This window comes from Psychrobacter cibarius, assembly GCA_030686115.1.
In the GTDB taxonomy this organism is placed as follows: Bacteria; Pseudomonadota; Gammaproteobacteria; order Pseudomonadales; family Moraxellaceae; genus Psychrobacter; species Psychrobacter cibarius_C.
Map to the genome: position 1 here is coordinate 979,303 of CP131612.1, position 21,039 is coordinate 1,000,341.

At 43.3% G+C, this 21,039-nt stretch carries 11 protein-coding genes; 8 read left to right on the plus strand and 3 right to left on the minus strand.

The genetic code is table 11. The annotated features are described in order from the left end of the window. Window positions 1–156: 156 nt before the first annotated feature. Together coq7 and Q6344_04160 are read right to left on the minus strand one after the other, a co-directional pair. Window positions 157–795, minus strand: coding sequence for a 2-polyprenyl-3-methyl-6-methoxy-1,4-benzoquinone monooxygenase (coq7, locus tag Q6344_04155; protein ID WLG15144.1), 639 nt, complete (start codon window positions 793–795; stop codon window positions 157–159). A gap of 198 nt (window positions 796–993) precedes the next feature. Next, window positions 994–2,325 carry an MFS transporter gene (locus Q6344_04160; protein ID WLG14535.1) on the minus strand — a complete coding sequence of 444 codons (1,332 nt, stop codon included), beginning with the start codon at window positions 2,323–2,325 and terminating at the stop codon, window positions 994–996. Between the two features lie 464 nt (window positions 2,326–2,789). Between Q6344_04160 and Q6344_04165 the strand changes: the two genes are divergently transcribed. Then, window positions 2,790–6,335 carry a BamA/TamA family outer membrane protein gene (locus tag Q6344_04165; GenBank protein ID WLG14536.1) on the plus strand — a complete coding sequence of 1,182 codons (3,546 nt, stop codon included), beginning with the start codon at window positions 2,790–2,792 and terminating at the stop codon, window positions 6,333–6,335. A 165-nt stretch (window positions 6,336–6,500) separates the two neighbouring features. After that, a complete protein-coding gene (locus tag Q6344_04170) occupies window positions 6,501–11,495 on the plus strand; it encodes a translocation/assembly module TamB domain-containing protein (protein WLG14537.1) in 4,995 nt (1,664 codons plus the stop codon). A 259-nt stretch (window positions 11,496–11,754) separates the two neighbouring features. On the opposite strand, the gene Q6344_04175 is transcribed toward Q6344_04170, so the two are convergent. After that, the gene (locus tag Q6344_04175) at window positions 11,755–11,919 is read right to left on the minus strand and encodes a hemin uptake protein HemP (GenBank protein WLG14538.1); all 165 of its coding nucleotides are present in this window, start codon (window positions 11,917–11,919) and stop codon (window positions 11,755–11,757) included. A 291-nt stretch (window positions 11,920–12,210) separates the two neighbouring features. Here Q6344_04175 and Q6344_04180 point away from each other — a divergent pair, with 291 nt between their 5' ends. From Q6344_04180 to hemE, 6 genes are all read left to right on the plus strand, one after another. Further along, window positions 12,211–13,314, plus strand: coding sequence for an NUDIX domain-containing protein (locus Q6344_04180; protein WLG14539.1), 1,104 nt, complete (start codon window positions 12,211–12,213; stop codon window positions 13,312–13,314). A gap of 440 nt (window positions 13,315–13,754) precedes the next feature. Next, the gene (locus tag Q6344_04185) at window positions 13,755–14,999 is read left to right on the plus strand and encodes a lipocalin family protein (GenBank protein WLG14540.1); all 1,245 of its coding nucleotides are present in this window, start codon (window positions 13,755–13,757) and stop codon (window positions 14,997–14,999) included. 339 nt (window positions 15,000–15,338) lie between these two features. Continuing rightward, window positions 15,339–16,784 carry a glyceraldehyde-3-phosphate dehydrogenase gene (locus tag Q6344_04190; GenBank protein WLG14541.1) on the plus strand — a complete coding sequence of 482 codons (1,446 nt, stop codon included), beginning with the start codon at window positions 15,339–15,341 and terminating at the stop codon, window positions 16,782–16,784. Window positions 16,785–17,076: 292 nt separating this feature from the next. Continuing rightward, complete coding sequence (cgtA, locus tag Q6344_04195; protein ID WLG14542.1) at window positions 17,077–18,294, plus strand: Obg family GTPase CgtA; 1,218 nt, start codon at window positions 17,077–17,079, stop codon at window positions 18,292–18,294. A 79-nt stretch (window positions 18,295–18,373) separates the two neighbouring features. Continuing rightward, window positions 18,374–19,546, plus strand: a complete 1,173-nt coding sequence (gene proB, locus Q6344_04200) for a glutamate 5-kinase (protein ID WLG14543.1) — start codon at window positions 18,374–18,376, stop codon at window positions 19,544–19,546. Window positions 19,547–19,839: 293 nt separating this feature from the next. Beyond that, complete coding sequence (hemE, locus tag Q6344_04205; protein WLG14544.1) at window positions 19,840–20,976, plus strand: uroporphyrinogen decarboxylase; 1,137 nt, start codon at window positions 19,840–19,842, stop codon at window positions 20,974–20,976. Window positions 20,977–21,039 lie beyond the last annotated feature (63 nt).

The window sequence follows — 21,039 nt, forward strand, 5'->3', positions numbered from 1 at the left end:
AGTAGGATTGTTAATAGTAACGCAATAGCGTGTACGTCATGCCAGCGACAGCAGGGTAAATGAGAGCAATATCAATGATAAAGCGCACTGTACTTACCATCACAACGAACTTATCATCACAACCTATCGCTCAAAATCTGCTATCACAGATGGCAATTATAAGTAATATGCCGTGGCTTTCATGCGATTGGCCATCCAGCGCATAGTATGACGTACAGGCGGTGATAACGCTGCGCCGCCATTTGCTAAGGCTAGCTCACGATGATGCAACTCTTCAATATCCATTTGTGCCAGTATCTCTTTTGAGCGTTTATCGTGCTCTGGTAATTGGGTGATATGCTCTTGTAAATGTTCGCTGACTTGAGCTTCTGTCTCTGCGACGAATCCCAAACTAAATTCATTAGAGATGGCACCCGCGACTGCGCCAAGACCGAAAGACATGCCATACCATAATGGCGTAAAGACACTGGCATGACTGCCAAGCTCGTCTAATCGCGTCTCGCACCAGACCAGATGATCGACTTCTTCTTCGGCTGATTGTTGCATGGCTTGCTTGACGCCACTGTCTTTGGCGGCAAATGCTTGACCATGATACAGACCTTGCGCACATACTTCACCAGTATGATTGATACGCATCAATCCTGCGACATGTCGCGCCTCGGTGATGGTGAGCTCAGGAATCTCGTCACTGCTGACTGGTAGTGGACGAGTGCTAGGGTTTGAATGTGGTACGACAGCTCGTAATGCCTTATCGACCCCAAGTAATAATTGGTCGACTTTGGATAAGGGACGCAGGGCCATGATTCACTCCTGATGGCTTAAATACGATCAAAAAATTAAACTTATCTGTTCTGCTAAAAACATTATCTGTTTTTCTAAAATAATGATAGTGATTAACGCATAAGTATTACTATAGCAAACAATCCAAATTATCAGCATCAATATTATCCGTTTGATAATACATTGATTGCTATAGCAGCATGTCAATCTTACTTATGGAGCCACTTCATCATGCGTTTGGATGACCGCATTTTTAATATGTTTATTGAGTTTACTGTATAAAAAGGCACCGAAGGCAATGTTTATGAGTCCTGTCACCAAAAATAGCTGAGGTAAATTGAACCCCAAAGCGTTCAAGATAACGATAGAGAAAATCGCTGAGGTGACCATAAATATCGCGTTAAAGATATTGTTGGCACCAACGACGCGCGCGCGGTGGCTCTTTGGTGCATAGGCTTGCATAGAGGCATATAATGGTACGATGTATAAACCGCCGCTAAAGCCCAAAAAGAATAAATCAGCAAAGACGCGCCAGCTGCCACTCACCGCAAATAGCTCACTGATGCCAAACAGAGTCGCATTATTCACATTGATGTTGAGACTTGACAGTGAAAAATACAAATCAATTGCAAAAATACTTAAGCCGGCGATACCAAAGGGCAAAAGACGTAAGCTGACTTGGTTTTTGGTTAGTGATTTGCATAATAATGAGCCAATCGACACACCAACAGAAAATAAGGTTAATAGGAAAATAACCACTGATTCATCACCATGTAAGATGACCTTGCTGAATTCTGGCGTTTGGGTCAAAAACGTCGCGCCATAAAACCAAAACCAGCTATTACCAAGGATGACAAAGAACAAAAAAGGCAATGAATATAAGTAGCGCACCGTCGCCACACTAGTGGTCACAATGTTCCAGTTGATTTTTAGGTTTGGCTGCATCGCTGGCATGTGGGGTATCAATCTTGCGACAAAATAACCCAAGACGGCGATGACCAATACTGTCACACTTATCCAATAGAGCGGCTGCGCTATCTGGGTTAAAACGCCCGCGATAATCATACCGAGCAAGATCGCTAACGACGTCCCCATTTGAAACAAACCATTAGCACCAACCAATTCATCTTCTTTCATCGCTTGTGGTAAGTAGGCGTATTTAATAGGTCCAAAAAAAGTAGATTGAGTGCCCATGAGAAACAACGCAACAAATAACAATGCGTACCACTCAAACACGAACCCTACTGCCGCAATCACCATAATCACGAATTCTAGCAATTTAATCAATCGTGTGAGTTTTGATTTTTCAAATTTATCCGCGATTTGTCCTGCCAGTGCAGAAAACAAAAAGTAAGGTAAAATAAACAACATCGCGGCCAAGTTATTCAAAATACTGACTTCCATGCCCAACTGACTCGCAGCGGTGTAAGTCAAAACCAGTATGAGCGCTTGCTTAAAAATATTGTCATTAAACGCGCCCAAAAACTGGGTAAAAAACATGGCGCTAAAACGGCGGTGCTTAAATAATTGAAACTGATTGGCCATGAAAATTCCTACAGACGGGTCGCGGTTGCTAGATCAAAGAAAAGCGCTGAATACCGCTTTTAAAGTGAAAGTAATTATCGATATAATTATTAACAGTATCAAAAACTTATCGAAATATCGCATAGGTTTTATCAATATTAAGCCGTATAATAGCAAGGCTTTGGTAAAAATACATGCGCTCGACGCTATGATTTCATAATTATCTAAGTTATGATTTGTAAATTTTGCATGGTTGCGTCGCGAGGTGTGAGTAATGGCAAAGGCTTGCTACCACTCACGCATGTCTATTTTTTGATAAAAACATGGTGCTAATCTGACACCAAGGTTTGCGTTATAAACGGTCATTATCCAAAGCAAGACAGTAAACCATAATTCAGCCAACTGCTATAAGTTTATTCACCGGTAAGACTAGGCGATTGTTATCGTTCATAATATTGTGCCGCGTGAGGTGATAGGAAATACACATGAAACACCAGCCTTCAACGCTTGCGCGCAATGTATCGATGATGCAGTGTGATACGGATAATGTTCGAGAGGATATTGAAATTCAAGATTTTCAGAGTGACCGTTTTCAAAAAACACGTCGTGCAGCAGCTATGGCAACTCATGGCAATGCGCCGCGCATTCATTTTACGCGCTCAGCACTTTTCACTGCGCTAGCGACCAGCCTGGTGGGTTTCGGTATGGCACCTGCTGCATTGGCTGATACCACAAATAATGTCAGTTCTCCTAAACAACCTACGAGCAATCAAATAGCTGTCGATCAATCAACCAGCACTCAATCGACCACACTGTCAGATGATGATACTCAGCTCGATATCGCTTTGGATGCATTGCGCCTAAAAAAGGCAGTAGAGCAGGGCATTATCGATCAGTCAGTATTGGATGAGTACAGCGAACAAAGCCTAGGCATTAAAAAGTCTGATGCTCAAGATAAAAGCGCTAAAAAACCAGCTGCTCAGTCTCAGGGTATGGCCAATTCTCAGGCAAATGCCATGGATAATATGGCTGGCGCAAATAATGCTCAGCTCGATCTTTCCAATAACGCCAATGATGACTTGTTGCAACAAGCCGCAGCCATACAGCAGCAGGGTTATCAGATGATGACGCCTGAAGAGATTGATCGTGAGCTGGCTGCGATGGACATGCAGAATGCCAAAGATATTGATGACATCAATAATATTACCAACGTTAACTATAACAATTACAGTAACAATAATAATGATATCAGCAATAACGATCGAGATTTTGACGCGCCAATTGCTACATTAGATGATACAACCCCGCCTATTGGTTTAGATGTGGATTTGGATGCGACCAATCTGCCAGCTCCTAACAATCTTGAGACATTAGGTAGGAATGAGAGCGCTGCTGAAAGTGCACAGACGGCTGAAGTTATGTCGCGTCCGATCGATGTTAGCGACTCTGTCAGTAGTGGACGCGTGGATGGAACCGGTACTTTCGATAATGAGATTGTCGCCAATGCCAGTGATGAGACCAATGAAGATGGTACAACGTCAGATATCATCAATCCTGATGACTACTTGCCAGACTATCAAGCGGACTCTCAGGGAATAAACCAGAGTATCGAACAAGCGAGTAAGCCCAAGCCAATGGCGCGTAATAAAGGCAATATCGTGAAACGCCTTTATAACCGTTTATTCAATGCAGGTGTGATGGCATTACCACATGTAGATACCACAATTTATCTACGGCAGGCGACCGCTGAAGGTACTGTCAATGGTAAGCCAAAGCTCACCAAAGCGGACAATGACGTTCAGCCCATGAAAAACATCAAGGCTGCCCTTGATGATACGACAGTTCAGTCAGTTACCGACTTTACGGCCGCCTTGCCACGCCTACGCCAAACAGCATTAGAGGCAGCTCAAGCAGTGGGTTACTATGATATTACGTTACGCCTACGTCAGCGCAATGCTGACACGATCGATGTCATTATCGAAGAGCTGGGCGAGCCGGTACGTGTGGACAGCCGTATTGTTGAGATTCGCGGTGAAGGCAGTGAACAACCAGAATATATAGCACTTGAAAAAGACTTGCCGCCACAAGTGGGTGATATCTTCAATCACCGTGTTTATAAAGATAGCAAGGCGGCCCTTGAGTCGCTGAGTAATACTTATGGCTATTTTGATCAATATTGGCTCAACAAATCCGTTGATATTATCTTGCCAGATAATACTGCAGATGTGTCGCTGGTCTACAACACTGGGGATCGTTATGAGTTTGATGACGTTGTGTTTTTTACATACGATGAAGAAACCAACACCTTAACCCAAGATCCTGACAAGTTACCTGTTGAGTTGTCACTATTACAACAGTTGTTTGACTTTAAGCCCGGCGATCCTTTTTATCGTCCAGCGGTGACCGAGTTTAGCAATGACTTATCAGCGACTCGTTATTTTAATACAGTCAACGTTGAGTCGATATTGCCGCCAGATGAACGCAGTGAAGCCAGTACTTTGGCTTTTGATAACACGCCTACCAATAATAGCGGCACACTCGACGACGATATTAATAGTGATGGCGTCTCAGATGTTATGGGCAATAATGGTGCTGAAAGTTCAGCTGCTTCTAATAGTAGCCGTGTTAATCAAGACAATAACGCTGATGATGGTGATAAAAATAACGCAGAGAGTGAGGGTAATACGACTGCCAATAGCGGTGAAACAGTCAATCCCGCCGATATTGCGGCGATCGATTTTGAAGCTGATGCAGCAACACTTGATAAACTACAAGCTATCAAACAAAAAGCAGAGCGCTTGAGCCGCTTACCAAATGACCGTGTATTGGATGAAAAAGACCAAGAGGCGGACAATCTTTTGGGTAAAATAAGCGACGGCATCAGTAATATTGCGCAAAAAATATTCCCTGATGAAGAAAGCTTAATCACTGATGAAAACTTTGTACCACCAACGCTGGCTGGTCGAAAAACGCCGCGACAAGTGGCAGAAAGTAAAAAAGTACCGTTGTATGTTTTTGTCTCTTCAAGTAAGCCGCGCGATGCCCAAGTAGGTCTTGGTTACGGCACAGATACGGGCGTGCGAGCGACGGCAAAAATAGACTATAATTTGCTCAATCGTAAAGGCTATCAAGCCGGTGCAGAGACCGAAGTTTCCAGAATTACTAAAAACGTCGCTGTTTATGCCAGTCGACCTTGGAAACATCCACTTAACGATAAATTAGATGCGCGTCTTACCTATGAAGAAGAGGTCATCGACCAAGGTGAAGGCAACTTCGACTTATCTACTACGACGCTAAAAGCAGCATTGGCGCGTAATATTCGCCGTGACAGTGGCTGGAATCGCAGCTACTCTGTGAATTACCGTTTAGATGAGCTAGAGACTGGGGTCGATGAAACAGAGTTGGACGATCTACCTATTCGCTTTACTTCCTCTAAGCCTAAGCAGCAAGCGCTGCTATTTGGTTATGGTATGAATAAAACCGACGTAGACAGCGTGACCAATCCGACTCGCGGTATGCGTCAGTATTACTCGCTTGAAGCAGGGGCTGATAAAGCCCTTAGCGACACTAATATGGCAATCATTCGCGCAGGTGTCAGCGGCATTTATAGTTTTGGCGATGAGCAAAAGCATCAAGTATTGGGCAGTCTGAATACAGGCTACATCTGGGCAGATGATTTTTATGATGTGCCTTATAAACTACGCTTCTTTGCGGGTGGTGACCAAAGTATTCGTGGCTATGACTATGAGAGCTTGTCACCGCTCGACAAGGGCTATTTGACTGGTGGGCAAGTGCTTGCGGTTGGTAGTGCAGAGTATAACTATGAATTTAAACCAGGATTCCGCGGGGCATTCTTCACTGATGTGGGTAATGCTTACGACAAAAACTTCGAGACTGAGACAAAGGTCGGCGTCGGTGTTGGTATCCGCTGGGCATCGCCAGTCGGTGTGGTACGAGTTGATGTGGCTGCTGGGGTGACAGAAGAAAGCATACCCGTTAGACTGCATTTCTTTATTGGCTCGCCTTTATAGCCATGTAATCCAGTAGTGACATCATTTAGCGCGTATTGAACATTATTAAGTCGTCTCCGTTAGTGACATAGAGACAGGTTCAATACGCGCTATTAGCAATATCCGTTGTATTTCTTATTTATCGTGCCGATTGCCGGTGACCATTCTTTAACGTAGTTGAGTGTCATGCTGACAAAAAATACCCCGCCTAATAACGCCCCAGATGAAGATCCAGCACAGCGCGACGCTCGTGCCGTCAGACGTTGGTATCCGCTGTCATTTTTGCTCAAATTACTGGTGCTTATTTTAATTGTGCTAGCCATCATGTTTGCCGTGTTTTTTTACGCAATGGGCACAGAGTCGGGTACGAAGTTTATATTAGAGAAAGTCAGTGCTGAGACGGGCATTGATTTTAAATATGGTCGCGGTAATTTACGTGATGGAATCTGGGTCACTGATATCGATATCAAGGCGACTGAAGACCTTGAAGTATTGGTTGATAAAGCTTATGTCAAGATAGGCTGGCGTGCCATATTTGCCAAAGAAGTGCATCTGCGTGATGCAGACATACAAACCATTGAGATTATCAATAACAAGCCACCAACGGGTGAGCCGTTCGATTATAAAACGTTACAGCTACCAGTGAACTTACGCTTTGATCACGCTAAAATAAAAAATATTACTTATAAACAAGTGACCAAAGAGCCAATCGTTGTGCAGGATATTGTTGCCCGTGATTTGACATGGGTCGGTAGCATGGTAACGGTTGGTCGCGGCGACTTACAATATGCTGATATCGTCAAAATTAGTGCCTTACAAGGTGAAATTGATTTACAAGGCGACTATTCGCTAGATTTAAGCGCGATTGCAGAAGTCAGTGCGCTAGAAAAAGCCTACGTTGATCCATTGAATATCACAGCAACAGGCACGCTAAAACGTACGGTCGGTAAAGTTCGTAGTCGCTACAATGACAGCGATGTGAGCGGTGATTTTGTTGTACAAGGTTTAGATCAGGATTCGCCGTTCCAGGCAAAATTGCAATGGGATGATATTTTGATCCCTTATGCGGAAAGCCAAAAAATTCGTTTAAAAAGTGGCACTGCTACCGCGACAGGGGTGATCTCTGAAATACGTCTGCGTATCAATACTGAGCTGACGGCTAAAGACATTCCGTCTGGTCACTATCAAGGTCGCGCCGTCATTGCAAACAGTCAGTTACGTATTGATCGCTTAGATGCTCAGGTGCCAGCTGGAAATTTAATTCTGCAAGGTATTTTAGATTGGCAAGACAGCTTTGATGCAAAAGTACGAGCGACAGGTAGCAATTTTGATATTCGCCGTGTTATTCCTGATGACTATGCTGATTTCAAAGCATATGCACCACAAAAGCTGAATGGTCGACTGTCATTACATTATCAGCAGCAAAACAGTGCTGGTAACGTAGAGCTTGATGCAGATTTGCGTCAACGTGATGGCGAGCATGTGAATGCTAATATCGTCCAAGGCAAAACGTCAGCGAAGTCGACACAGGTAGCGCCTTGGTATATCGATGCCAAATGGCAAAACCTAATCCGCCGCGATGTGCCTAATATCGGTAATATTGATAGTCCGCGTGGACAGGCGGATGTCATCATTCGTGGCTCACGGTTATCAGTAGATGCCAATGCGGTCATTAATGAATTGAATGCCGCTCCTAAAGGCAACTATGACGTGAGCGTGCGCAAAGCTGGGGATGTCATTGACATCAATCGCCTGAATTATAAAGGAGTCGTGGGCGACTTATCAGGTACTGGGCAGATTCAATTGGCAAATAAAAAGCGTCCGCTCACATGGCAGATAGATGCGCGTACCAATGGATTATTACCCAAACAGTATCGCAGTGATTTGCCGCTTGAGCGCCTAACCGGTAGTGTCAGCGCGCGTGGTCGTTTATTAACTATTACTAAAGGTGGCATTAGTGGTCAGCGTCATATTATCACCTTAAACAAGACCGACTTGCAGGCGCAACTTGATGCGACTCAAGATGGCCGTGCTATTGGCATAACGGGTGCGGGTGATGCCAAAATCGATATCGTTGGTGGCGAGCTATCTATGTTCGATGCGCGCTTCAATGGGCAAGTCGATACTGCAGATGTACCAAAAGGACGCCTATCTATTGATGCGGCTGGCACGCCAAAGTTTATCAGTATTCGTAAGCTCAATTACAATGGTGAAGCGGGCGCAGTGAATGCCAAGGGTGTCATCGATTTACGTAAAAATATCGGCTGGACGATAGATGGTCGCTTCGATAAGTTTAATTTGGGTTATTTCTTGCCCAATAATCCAGCGATTATCACTGGCGACTTGAAAACCAGTGGCGAGTGGCAAACTGCGCCTAAGAATAGTAAAAATACCGCAGGCAAACTGCAACGTTTTGCGGTGAATTTCGATGGAGTGCTAGATGCTGAGCAACTGCCAGCGGGCAAGCTGACCATTGATGCCAGTGGTGATGATCAGCTGATTCGTATCAAGCGTTTCCGTCATGTGGGCGCAGCAGGCAGTATTGACGCCAAAGGGACGGTTGATGTACGTCAAGGCATTGCGTGGGATATTGACGCAGTGATGGATCGTTTTAATATTGGTTATTTCCTCAAAGACACCCCAAGCCTTATCACCGGCACTATCGATACGGATGGGCGCTGGAGTGATTCGCAGCAAATCATTAATATCAAAAAAATTGATTTAAGAGGTATGCTAAAAGGTCAACCGCTTAGTGCCAAAGGTAGCTTAGCGGCGAAGATGCGTCTGCCAAAAGATTTGGCAAGCTATTTCAAGCGCCTACAAACGCAAGATGCACAGGCGCAATATAAGCAAGTAAATGCCTTGATAGACAGCTTAAACGCGGATAATTTAGTGCTACGTTGGGGTGATAATTATGTCACTGCTGATGGCAATGCTAAGCAATTACAAACCAAAATTAATATCACCAGTCTGGATCAGTTGTCAGATAAATTGGCTGGCAAAGTCACTGGCGGTGCGACCTTATCACAGCCAGTAGGGCAAGCGCTGCCAACCATTTATATCGATTTAGTCGGTGAGCGAATTGCACTGCCGGGCTTTATTTTGCGCCAAGGTCGCGTGCGCGGTAAGCTGGTCAATTTGGCAAATAGTCCAAGTCAGCTTATTATCACCGCTGAAGGCTTAGATGCAGCTGGACAGAGTTTTAAAAGCGTTGAAGCAACATTTAATGGTACTGAGCAGGCGCATGTGGTCAATCTTGACGTTGCCAATGAGCAGCTTACGATTGGCGCAAGGCTTAAAGGCGGCTTCAATCGGGATAAACTGAGCTGGTCTGGCGTCATCGGTAAGGGCCGTGTTCAATCTAAATATGCGACCTTAAATCAGTTACAGCCCGCGCAGTTAATTGTTAATTTACCCAACAATCAAAATGGCAATAATAACGATTTAAAAGTACAGTTGGCAGCGCACTGCTGGCAAGCCACCGATCAAACGGGCAAGGTATGCTTACGTGAAAACTTAATCGCGTCACCTGATAAAGGTGAGGTGAATATTGCCTTACAAAATCTAGATACGTCATTACTATCGGTCTTTTTACCCAAAGATATCGACTGGCATGGCAAAATTAATGGTAAGGCGATTGTTGGCTGGCAACGTGGTCGTCCACCGACGATTAATACCACACTGTATTCAGACAACGGCAAAATCGGCTTGATTCAAGATGGTGATAGTTTACCCGTCACTCTGCCTTATAAGCGGGTCTCACTAATTGCATTGTCCGTCCCTGAGGGCATCAAACTACGTACCGACATCAACACTGGTGGCGGTGCGCGTGGCTATGCGGAAGTGGTCGTTGATCCTTATAAGACGCCTAAGCCAATTTCGGGCGCTTTGGTATTGAATGAGCTTAACCTTGCGATATTCAAGCCTTTCTTCCCAGGTATGCGAGTGCTAGAGGGCAATGTCACGATGGCAGGAGGATTGGGCGGTACATTAGATAAGCCGCAATTCTATGGCGATGTGAAACTTGCTAATGGCCGTATTGCGATGCTTGATTTGCCCATTAATTTAACCAATGTAAATACTGACGCCAAAATTCGTGGCACGCAAGCGACTATTGATGGAACCTTTAGCAGTGGTACGGGTAAAGGGGTTTTGACTGGGACAGTTAATTGGCAACAAAAACTCCAAGCCAAGCTTAGCGTCAGCGGCGAGCGTTTGGTGATTACCCAGCCACCATTGTTAGTGGCAGAAATCAATCCTGATATTGATATCATCGTGCGTCCAGGCGATCGCTATGTTGATATTAAAGGGGCGGTCAGCGTACCGTCAGCGACCATTCGTCCGCCAGAAGCCAGCGAAGATATCATTACTCAAACCGAGGATGCAGTAGTTCTTGATCGTCGTCTCATTGGCAATATAGACGAGGTATTGGCAATATCGAAACCTTGGTCAATCAATGCGGATATCGGTGTCGACTTGGGTGATGATATCAACTTCCGTGGTTTTGGTGCCGTTATTCCTTTAGCTGGTGCGATTAATATCACTCAAAATGGCACGGGTGTCATGCGTGCAAAAGGGGTGGTGCAAGTATCACGTCGTACCAATATCAACGCTTTTGGTCAGAACCTAGAGCTTAACTACGGACAAGTGCGCTTTAACGGTGATGTGATGAAACCTAACCTCAGTATTGAGGCGGTTAAAACGATCAGTGGCAAAACCGTAGGTGTCCGTGTCAAAGGCAATACAGAAAGCCCCAATATTATTGTCTTTAATAATGCAGGTTTGACCCAACAGCAGGCGATGAATGCTTTGGTGACAGGTCGAATTAATAACAAGGGCGCCACCCAAATCAGTGAGCAAGGCTTTAAATCGCAAGTGACGAATAACCTAGCCGCCGCGGGCTTAAGCTTTGGACTGAGTGGCACGCGTAATCTAACCAATCAAATCGGTCAGATTTTTGGTTTTCAGAGCTTGACCGTTGATGCCTCAGGCAGTAGTGAAGACACCAACGTCAACGTCACCGGTTATGTGACGCCTGACTTGTATATACGCTACGGAGTAGGGGTATTTAATGCTCAAAATAGCTTATCCATTCGTTATCAGTTAACTCGACGTATTTATGTAGAGGCAACCTCAGCGGCAGAAAACGCGGTAGATGTGGTTTACAGTTGGCAGTTCTAAATCGTATCGTTTTATCCAATAAAAAACGCCTTTTAATGAAGGCGTTTTTTTATAGGTAGGCTAGGGCATGTCCTCAATTCAATCGATAGTCATCTAAATGGGTTAGAAATGGCTAAATCTTGCTAAACGGCGTCAAATAGCTGACTAATATCTCGATATTATCTGCGCTATTTTCCTTGTTTGACGGCAATTTATCTCATTTTTATCACCATTTTTAAAACGAGGACACGCCCTAATATTGATGATCAATGATATTAATCTATTTAGTCAGGATTAAGCGATTATTACGTGTTAAACGTAATCGATACTCTTCACCCTCATGCTCGATACGCACTTCTTTAGTGAGTGCAAATAAGTGTTGTGATTGCAAAGTTGGTAAACGGTTTTCACGGCAATTCAAATAACGAGAGATAACCATGCTCATAGTAAATTCCTTTTGATAAAAAATGGCTGAATAGTAATGGCGATACAGTAACTATCTTTAACGATAATAATTATCATTTACATTGGAAGATTTTGCAAGGTAATTGATAAAATAAAATGCAGTCATTGTGTAAACTTATCTAAAGCAACTTTTGTAAATGAGGTTTAAATAAATAAAAATTAGCTGATTATTATTATAAATCAATAGGTTGGTTTTAAATTAACTTGGTTTTTTGAAGGTATAAATCTATCTAAATCGCACTTTAAAAAAACAGTAATAAAGGAGACGCCGATGCCAAATGAAGCAGACAACCACATTGATGGCTCATTTAACAGCGAAAAAGTACTTATCGTAAACGTGGCAGTTGCGGTCATTCATCATAAAGCCCAATATTTACTTGGATTTAGAAACGCCGCCCAGCATCAAGGCAACCGCTATGAATTTGTAGGTGGCAAAATAGAAACCAATGAAAACGCCGAGCAGGCATTAATTCGGGAAGTCGCTGAAGAGACAGGTATTGAGATTTGTGACAATACGATGGTCAAGCTTGGACGTCTGCATCATGATTATGGTGATAAGCAGGTCAGTTTACAGATTTATAAGGTTGAGCTGACCGCGCAGCAGTATGAGCAGCATAAGCATCGCCAATATGGGCTAGAAGGTCAGGCGCTAACGTGGGTAAATAAGTCAGATTTATTAGCAGGAAAGTATCATTTACCCGCTGCTAACCAGACGATTCTCGAATGGTTGAGTGTGCCAACAACGATAGCAATTACCTATCCATTGACGCATTTTGATGCCTCACCTGATCCAATGGCCGCATGGCTGACTTTTCATCAAAACAAGCTAACAGCCAATGCTTGGGTATATATTCGAATAAAGGCAGCTGGCTCAGAAAGTATAGCAGCGCAGTTGATGCATATGCGTCCAGATATTAAGGCGATTGTCCCTTGTGATGTCAATGGACAGACCCTAACCACTGAAGCGCCGCTAGCAATGAAAGACACAACCATTGCCAATTCAATCGTTGCCAATCATCTGTCTCATACCGCATTGTTACAATGGTCGAAGGATACACAAGATAGAGTGCTGTCTAAAAATTATCCGTTAATAGTCAGTTGTCATGATGCCGCCAGTATTGATGCTGCCAATAAACTGGCTCATGCTCGGTTACAACAGCAATTACCGCCCGTCATTGGCGCCTTTTTGTCTCCTGTACTAGTTACCCATACACATCCTGATACTGTACCACTTGGTTGGGAATCATGGTCAGCATTGGCACAATTGGCTGACATGCCGATTATCGGTTTGGGTGGTTTATCACCTGTGATGATTCATCAAGTATTAGAGTATGGTGGTATCAGTGTTGCTGGTATTCGACAGTTCTTTGAATAGTAAAAAACTAATAGAGGGAGTGTTGGCACCAATGCTGACCAGTCCTGAACTAGAATTGCCATTAATTGGCATCTATTAGGTCAAATAATTGATTTTTAATATATTTATCCAATCAGTAACTATGTGTTTATTCGGTATTTATTCTACTGCATAAACACATAGTTACTTACAAACCGTTGCTTTTTCCTACATTGCGACACTGTTTTAATAGCCGAGCTGCCATTAATATATATCACCTAAACAAAGAGTACTTACTCTATATTCTTATAAGCAAATTGCTTATCAATATACCTCTTAAGCCCTCTCATAATATTTGGTTTTTGCAGCGCCAGCTTTTACATTCAATATATTTTTAAAAGTTGAAGACGCACAGAAGATGAGAGTACATATAGGGCATATAAGAAGAATAGTTAACAGTCACTATCAATAATGGTACCTCTATGAAAACCAATAAGTTACCTCAATCAGCATGGTCTGATACAAAGGAAGCTGGTTCTCAATCTAAGCAGACTACCCAGTCGCGCCACTATCATCTCAATGAGGATAGTACACGGCAGACAGGTCACGCCAGCAACGATGCTAGCTACAACCATGATAATCTAAATGACCAATATTCTACCCATTTGGCAAAAAAAACGTCTTCGCAAGATCACTATTTTGGATATAAAAGCGCCGATAAGAGCCTTGTACAGGCAAAAGAGTCTGCTATGATTAACAGCAACAATAACAAAGACGGCGATTCAAAACATAGCGAAAGCAGTAATTTCGTTAGTGATTGCTGTACCAAGGATAGTGGTCACTGCACTAACGATTATAAATGGTCACAAGAGTTGAGCGAAAAAGAACCGTTAATATCAGATTTTTTAGGGGATAAGATAAATGGTTCAATAAATTCTCCTGTGCGAAAAGAATCTGGACAGAACCACCATTCAAAGCAAAATACTGATTCATCATCAACCTCTACTTACTCATCATACAAAGAAATACCGGAGCGTATATTTATGAATGGACTTATCAAGCATACGGGCATAGCTCTAGCAATTATCATCCCATTAGCTGCATTTTCAGCGTATGCGGCGACGCCACCAGTTAATGCTACCGCTGACATGACTGCTAACGCCACTACTGATAGAACCACTACAGAGACACTGTCAATCAAGCCAAGCGCCATCATTCATAAGTCTGCAAGCACACCGACCACAGTGGATAGCGTTGATCTAAAAAGGTATGCAGGGACATGGTATGAGATAGGTCGTTTGCCCATGTATTTTCAGCGCAATTGTGCCAGTGATGTCACCGCCAATTATACGGAAAAAACCGACGGTTCAGGTATCATAGTCACTAATAAATGCGTACAGAAAGACGGTTCTGGTATTACTTCTGAGGGTATCGCTAAGCCTGTTGATGAGTCAGGCAGTAAGTTAAAGGTCACATTTCTACCATCGTGGATTCGTTGGTTGCCAGTTGGTCGTGCCGACTATTGGGTACTAGCACGTGATGCTGATTACAAGACTGCTTTAGTAGGAACACCTGATAAAAAATATTTATGGTTATTGGCGCGTTCGCCAAACGTCACTCAAGAAACTTATGCCAAATATCGTCAAATCGCTCAACAGCAAGGCTATGACTTAAAAGAATTTAAGTTAACCCCGCAGACCAATCAAACGGTTAGCCTCGTTCCATAACGAGCATCACTTACTAGATACTGGGTTAAATAGTAGTGTTACTTCATCATCCACTATTTGATACTGGCAATCATGAACAATAAGGCAGCATAATTGGCTGCCTTTATTTTCATAATAACCTGCATAACTCAATAAAATGCTTTATAAGCGCTAGCAGATCGGTTATCACTGGCAAAATAGGCCGTTTTAGGCTAAAATCTAGGCGATCTCAATACTCTACATCAATAACTGACACCAATATCGTGCGGTTGCCATACTAGAGTGATTGCGTAGACCACACATAATCTATCTAATCTGTATTCTCTATCATTTACTGATCACACATTACTGACCATAAGGATGTTTCTCGTGAGCAACGCTGATACCTTACGCCAATTACATCAAGACCACTTAAGCAACTACAACAATCAAGAGCAACAAGCGATTGAGCTGATGGGGCTATTGAATAAGCTCTATAATGAGCAAGACGTACAAGTAACCTTGTTCGGTGACACGTTAAATACGACGTCAGTTGGTCAAATATTGGCATTGCATCAAAAAGTAGCCTTGCGTAACCAAGACGCTAAATCTATTGATATCGCTGACACTTTAGCCATGGTTAAAGCGCTAGCGGCTAATGATAAGCTTCAGTCTGCACAGGTTGATGTTGGTCAATTAATCGCTAATGACAGTGATTTACAAGCAGCACTTCAAGCCGTTAATAATGATGACACTACTGTTAATCCTGCGACTGATGTTGTGCTATACGGTTTTGGTCGTATCGGTCGTATCTTAACTCGCCTGCTATTATCACAAGCGTCAAGTGCTAAAGGTATGCAGTTAAAAGCCATCGTTGTACGTCCTGCGGCATCTGGCGATTTGGCCAAGCGCGCCTCATTGCTAGAGCGTGATTCGATTCATGGTAGCTTTGCTGGTGGCGTGGTGGTTGATGATGAAAACAACGGCTTGATTATCAATGGCCGCTTTGTTCAGGTTATCTACGCTAAAGATCCAAGCGAGATTGATTATACGGCTTACGGTATTAATGATGCGTTAGTGATTGACAATACGGGCATTTGGAAAGATGAAGCGGGTCTTGGCAAGCATTTGCAATCGACTGGTGTGAAAAAAGTCCTATTAACAGCCCCAGCTGGCGGTGAGATTAAAAACGTTGTTTATGGTGTAAATAACGAAACAGTCGGTGAAGATACCATCGTCAGTGCGGCGAGCTGTACCACCAACGCAATCACCCCAACGTTAAAAGTATTGAACGATGAATACGGTATCGAAAACGGTCACGTTGAAACGATTCACTCATTCACTAACGATCAAAACTTGATTGATAATTATCATAAAGCGGATCGCCGTGGTCGTAGTGCTGTATTGAATATGGTTATTACCAGTACGGGTGCTGCTAAAGCGGTTGGTAAAGCACTGCCAGAGCTTAGTGGTAAACTAACGGGTAATGCCATCCGTGTACCAACGCCAAACGTCAGCTTAGCGATTTTAAACTTGAATCTTAAAACAGCACCAGAAAATGCTGATGCATTAAACGAGTTTATGCGTAAAGTATCTAATAGCAGTCAGTGGCAAACACAGATTGCTTATACAGATTCTACTGAAGCGGTATCGACGGATTTTGTTGGTGATACCCATGTAGGTATCGTTGATGCCCAAGCGACTATTTTGACCGACAATCATGCCATTGTTTATATCTGGTATGACAATGAAGTTGGTTATAGTACGCAAGTATTACGTTTAGCCACACAAATGGCAGGCATCAGTTATACACAGATTCCAGCTTAATACATTTGTACAGCAGTAGTGAGTTTTTAATATTGAGGTACTCTTCATAAGAAAGTACTTTGATAGTCACTTTTAGCATGGACAAATAGATGTGATTTTTTAAGTTAATATATACCGCACCCGATAGTCCAATTGGTTATCGGGTGTTATTGTCATAAATAAAGCAATGATATAATGATATATAGCAACATAGACGCAAGTCTCCTATTTTTTAAAAGATACCTATAGGCAAAAAAGCAGTATATGACTGCTATTGAGTCTATAAACTAGAGTGTAAATAAAGGAACGTAAGATGCGATTTATTGATGAAGCCGTCGTAACGGTAAAAGCAGGTGACGGTGGTAACGGAATCGCCAGTTTTCGCCGAGAAAAGTATGTCCCACGTGGTGGACCTGATGGTGGAGATGGTGGCAAGGGCGGAGATATTTACGTCATTGCAGAGGATAACACCAACACCCTAGTGGACTATCGTTATACCCGCCGTCACGATGCTATGCGCGCTGAGAATGGTCACAGTAGAAATTGTTCAGGCAAGGGCTCTGATGATTTGTTTTTACCAGTACCTATCGGTACCACGGTAGTTGATACCGAAACTGACGAAGTGTTGGGTGACTTGATTGAACTTGGTCAGACGTTACTGATTGCCAAAGGTGGTGATGGTGGTTTGGGCAATACCCATTTTAAGAGCTCTACCAATCAAGCACCGCGTAAATCGACGTCCGGTTTTGAAGGTGAGTTAAAAGTTCTTAAATTTGAGTTAAAAGTTGTGGCTGATGTTGGCTTGATTGGTTTGCCTAATGCTGGTAAATCTACCTTTATTCGTCAAGTCTCTGCTGCTAGACCAAAAGTTGCTGACTATCCGTTTACCACCCTCGTTCCGAATCTAGGTGTGGTTGATATCGGTCGTCATCGCTCATTTGTGATGGCAGATATTCCAGGTTTGATCGAAGGTGCTTCAGAAGGTGCTGGACTTGGCATTCGTTTCTTAAAACATGTGGCTCGTACTCGTCGTCTGTTACATGTGGTTGATGTAAAGCCAATTGATGGCAGCGATCCGGTAGCCAACGCTCGTGTTATCTTGAATGAACTTGAGCGTTTTTCGCCTGAGTTATCCAACTTGCCCCAGATTTTGATATTAAACAAAATTGATCAGGTGCCTGACGAAGAGTTAGATGAGCTTTGTACTCATATTGTCGCCGAGCTTGATTGGACAGGCGATGTATTTCGCACGTCAACCTTAATGGGTGAAGGGACTGATGCAGTTAAATACCATTTAATGAATGAGATTGAACTAGAGCGTGAGCGTGAACTAGAAGATCCTATCTTCGCTGAAGCACAAAGAACCCGTTTTGAGCGCTTAGAAGTAGAAGTACGTCTAAACACTGAGGCGCAGCGTGAAGCCTATCGTGCGGCTCGTAAAGCGGCTCGCGAAGGTGTAGATTTAAGCGACGACGATGCTGATTTTGACGATGACGACGAAGATGGTGTCGAGGTCATTTATGTTCCTTAAGCTAACACGCTTGAGCTGATATACTTGAGTTTTTTAGATCAATCCCCGTAATCAATTCACATGAGAGACAGGAGTTTATATGGCAGGTGACATAGAAAACACGACCGAAGAAGCAAGGTTTATTAAACAAACTCGCAACTTTGATATTCAGCGCGTTATTGTCAAGATTGGCTCATCGTTGTTAACCAATAACGGTCGAGGGCTGGATCGAACTGCCATATACGAGTGGGCAAAGCAGATTGCCAAGCTGCATAAGCAAGGCGTCGAAGTGCTACTGGTATCGTCAGGTGCCGTTGCTGAAGGTGTGGTACGAATGAACCTTGAGGAACGCCCGAAGAAACTAGCAGCACTACAGGCCTGTGCTTCTATTGGTCAAATGGGTTTGATTGAAACGTGGTGGTCAGCATTAATCCAACATGGTATTCAAAGCTCGCAGCTGCTACTAACACATGATGATTTGTCTAATCGTAGCCGTTATCTCAATACGACGGGCGCGTTGACACAATTACTAGAGTGGCGCGTGCTCCCAGTCATCAATGAAAATGATACCATTACCATTGATGAAATTAAATTTGGTGATAACGATACTTTGGGCGCGATGGCGGCGGCGATGGTCAATGCCGATTTATATATCATTTTGACTGATCAAGATGGGGTGTTTACGGACAACCCACGTGACAATCCTAATGCAAAAATGATTCGCCAAGAGCGTGCGATGGCGGATTACCTATTTGATATTGCAGGAGATGGTGGCAAGCTTGGTCGCGGCGGTATGCTGACCAAAATTCGTGCTGGTCGTCTTGCAGCGATGGGTGGTTGTCCAACCGTTATCGTGAGCGGTGCTATCGATGATGTTATCACTCGTGTGGTATCAGGCGAAGCGGTTGGTACTTTATTGACCACCAATGATCAAGACAAAATCATTGCACGTAAACAATGGCTTGCCGCACATTTACGTATGTCAGGCACTCTAATAGTCGATGCAGGCGCAGCAAAAGCAGTAGTTGAGCATCACAAGAGCTTGCTACCGGTCGGCGTTGTGGAAGTACGCGGTGATTTCGATGAAGGTGACGTGGTTGAGGTGGTGCATCAAGATACGGGCGAGCGTTTAGCGGTTGGACAAGTGAACTTCTCATCTCGTGATGCTTGCCGAGTGGCTCGCGAGCGTACTGAACAGTTTGATAGAATTCTTGGTAATAATGAAGAGCGTGTGGTCATGGTACACCGTGATAATTTAGCGCTGACCATGTAGACCATTCATGGTATTCATCTAATTTCAAATATGAGCACGATATTATTGATTAAAGACCAACGGCAAATGACGCTCTAAAAAGCACAAATACTTTTAATGATTATTATTCTTATGATTGTTAACACGAGAGATATTAACCAATAAATTGTTATTAGCGAATATCTCATTATTTGTGGTTTTTTAGAATAGATTGTCGCTATCTAAACGTTCTAATATTCTTTTATTCAACTTATTTTATCCAGCACCGTATTCATTGATGATCATGAATGCGGTGTTGTTTTGGAGATTTGTACATGAGTGCTTCAGACAATAGTAACTCGATCCAGCAAGAGTTTGCGCCTTTAAAGAACGACAGATTGTTACGGGCATTACGCTTTGAATCAATAGACACCACGCCAGTCTGGATGATGCGTCAAGCTGGTCGTTATTTACCAGAATATAAAGCCACTCGTGCAGAAGCGGGCGACTTTATGAGTCTGTGCAAAGATACGGACCGCGCCACTGAAGTCACTTTACAGCCACTACGCCGCTATGATTTAGATGCTGCTATCTTATTTAGTGATATTTTGACCATACCTGATGCTATGGGTCTAGGCTTATACTTCGAGGCGGGCGAAGGCCCTAAGTTTAAACATCCTATTCGTACGCAAGCAGACTTAGATAGATTGCCAGTACTTGAACCCAATGATTCTCTTGATTATGTCATGCGTGCAGTGACGAGCATTCGCAAAGCGTTAAATGGTCAAGTGCCGTTATTTGGTTTCTCTGGTAGTCCGTGGACATTGGCCACTTACATGATCGAAGGCGGCAGTTCAAAAGACTATCGTTATACTAAAGGCTTTTTGTATAGTAACCCTGATTTTCTGCATCAATTATTAGATAAATTAGCCACTTCTGTCATTGATTATCTAGATGCACAAGTGGTCGCTGGTGCTCAAATTCTACAGATTTTTGATAGTTGGGGCGGGGCGCTTGGTCATCGTCAGTTTATTGATTTTTCTCATGCTTATAATAAGCGTATCGTCGCTGAATTAAAAGTACGCCATCCGCAAATACCAGTGGTATTATTTACCAAAGGTGGTGGGTTATGGTTGGATGTGCAAGCAGATAGTCAAGCCGATGTTTTAGGATTAGATTGGACGATGCCCATTGATCGTGCACGCCAAGTATTGGCTGAAAGTCAGCGTCAATTGACCAAACAGCATAAAAAACTACAGAGTAGTAAAGCCATTCAAGGCAACTTAGATCCAGCAACATTGTATGGTTCACCTGCGACGATTCGTGCTGAAGTAAATGCAATGCTTGATAGTGCTTATGCAAGCGGCGAAAAAACGGGTTATATAGCAAACTTAGGTCATGGTATTACGCAGTGGGTCAATCCTGACAATGCCAAAGTATTTATCGATGCGGTGCACGATTATAAAATCTAAAGCCGCTAGAATCTAAAAATGACAAAGTTCAGGTATATAAGCGAGCTTTCTATCTAAGATTTG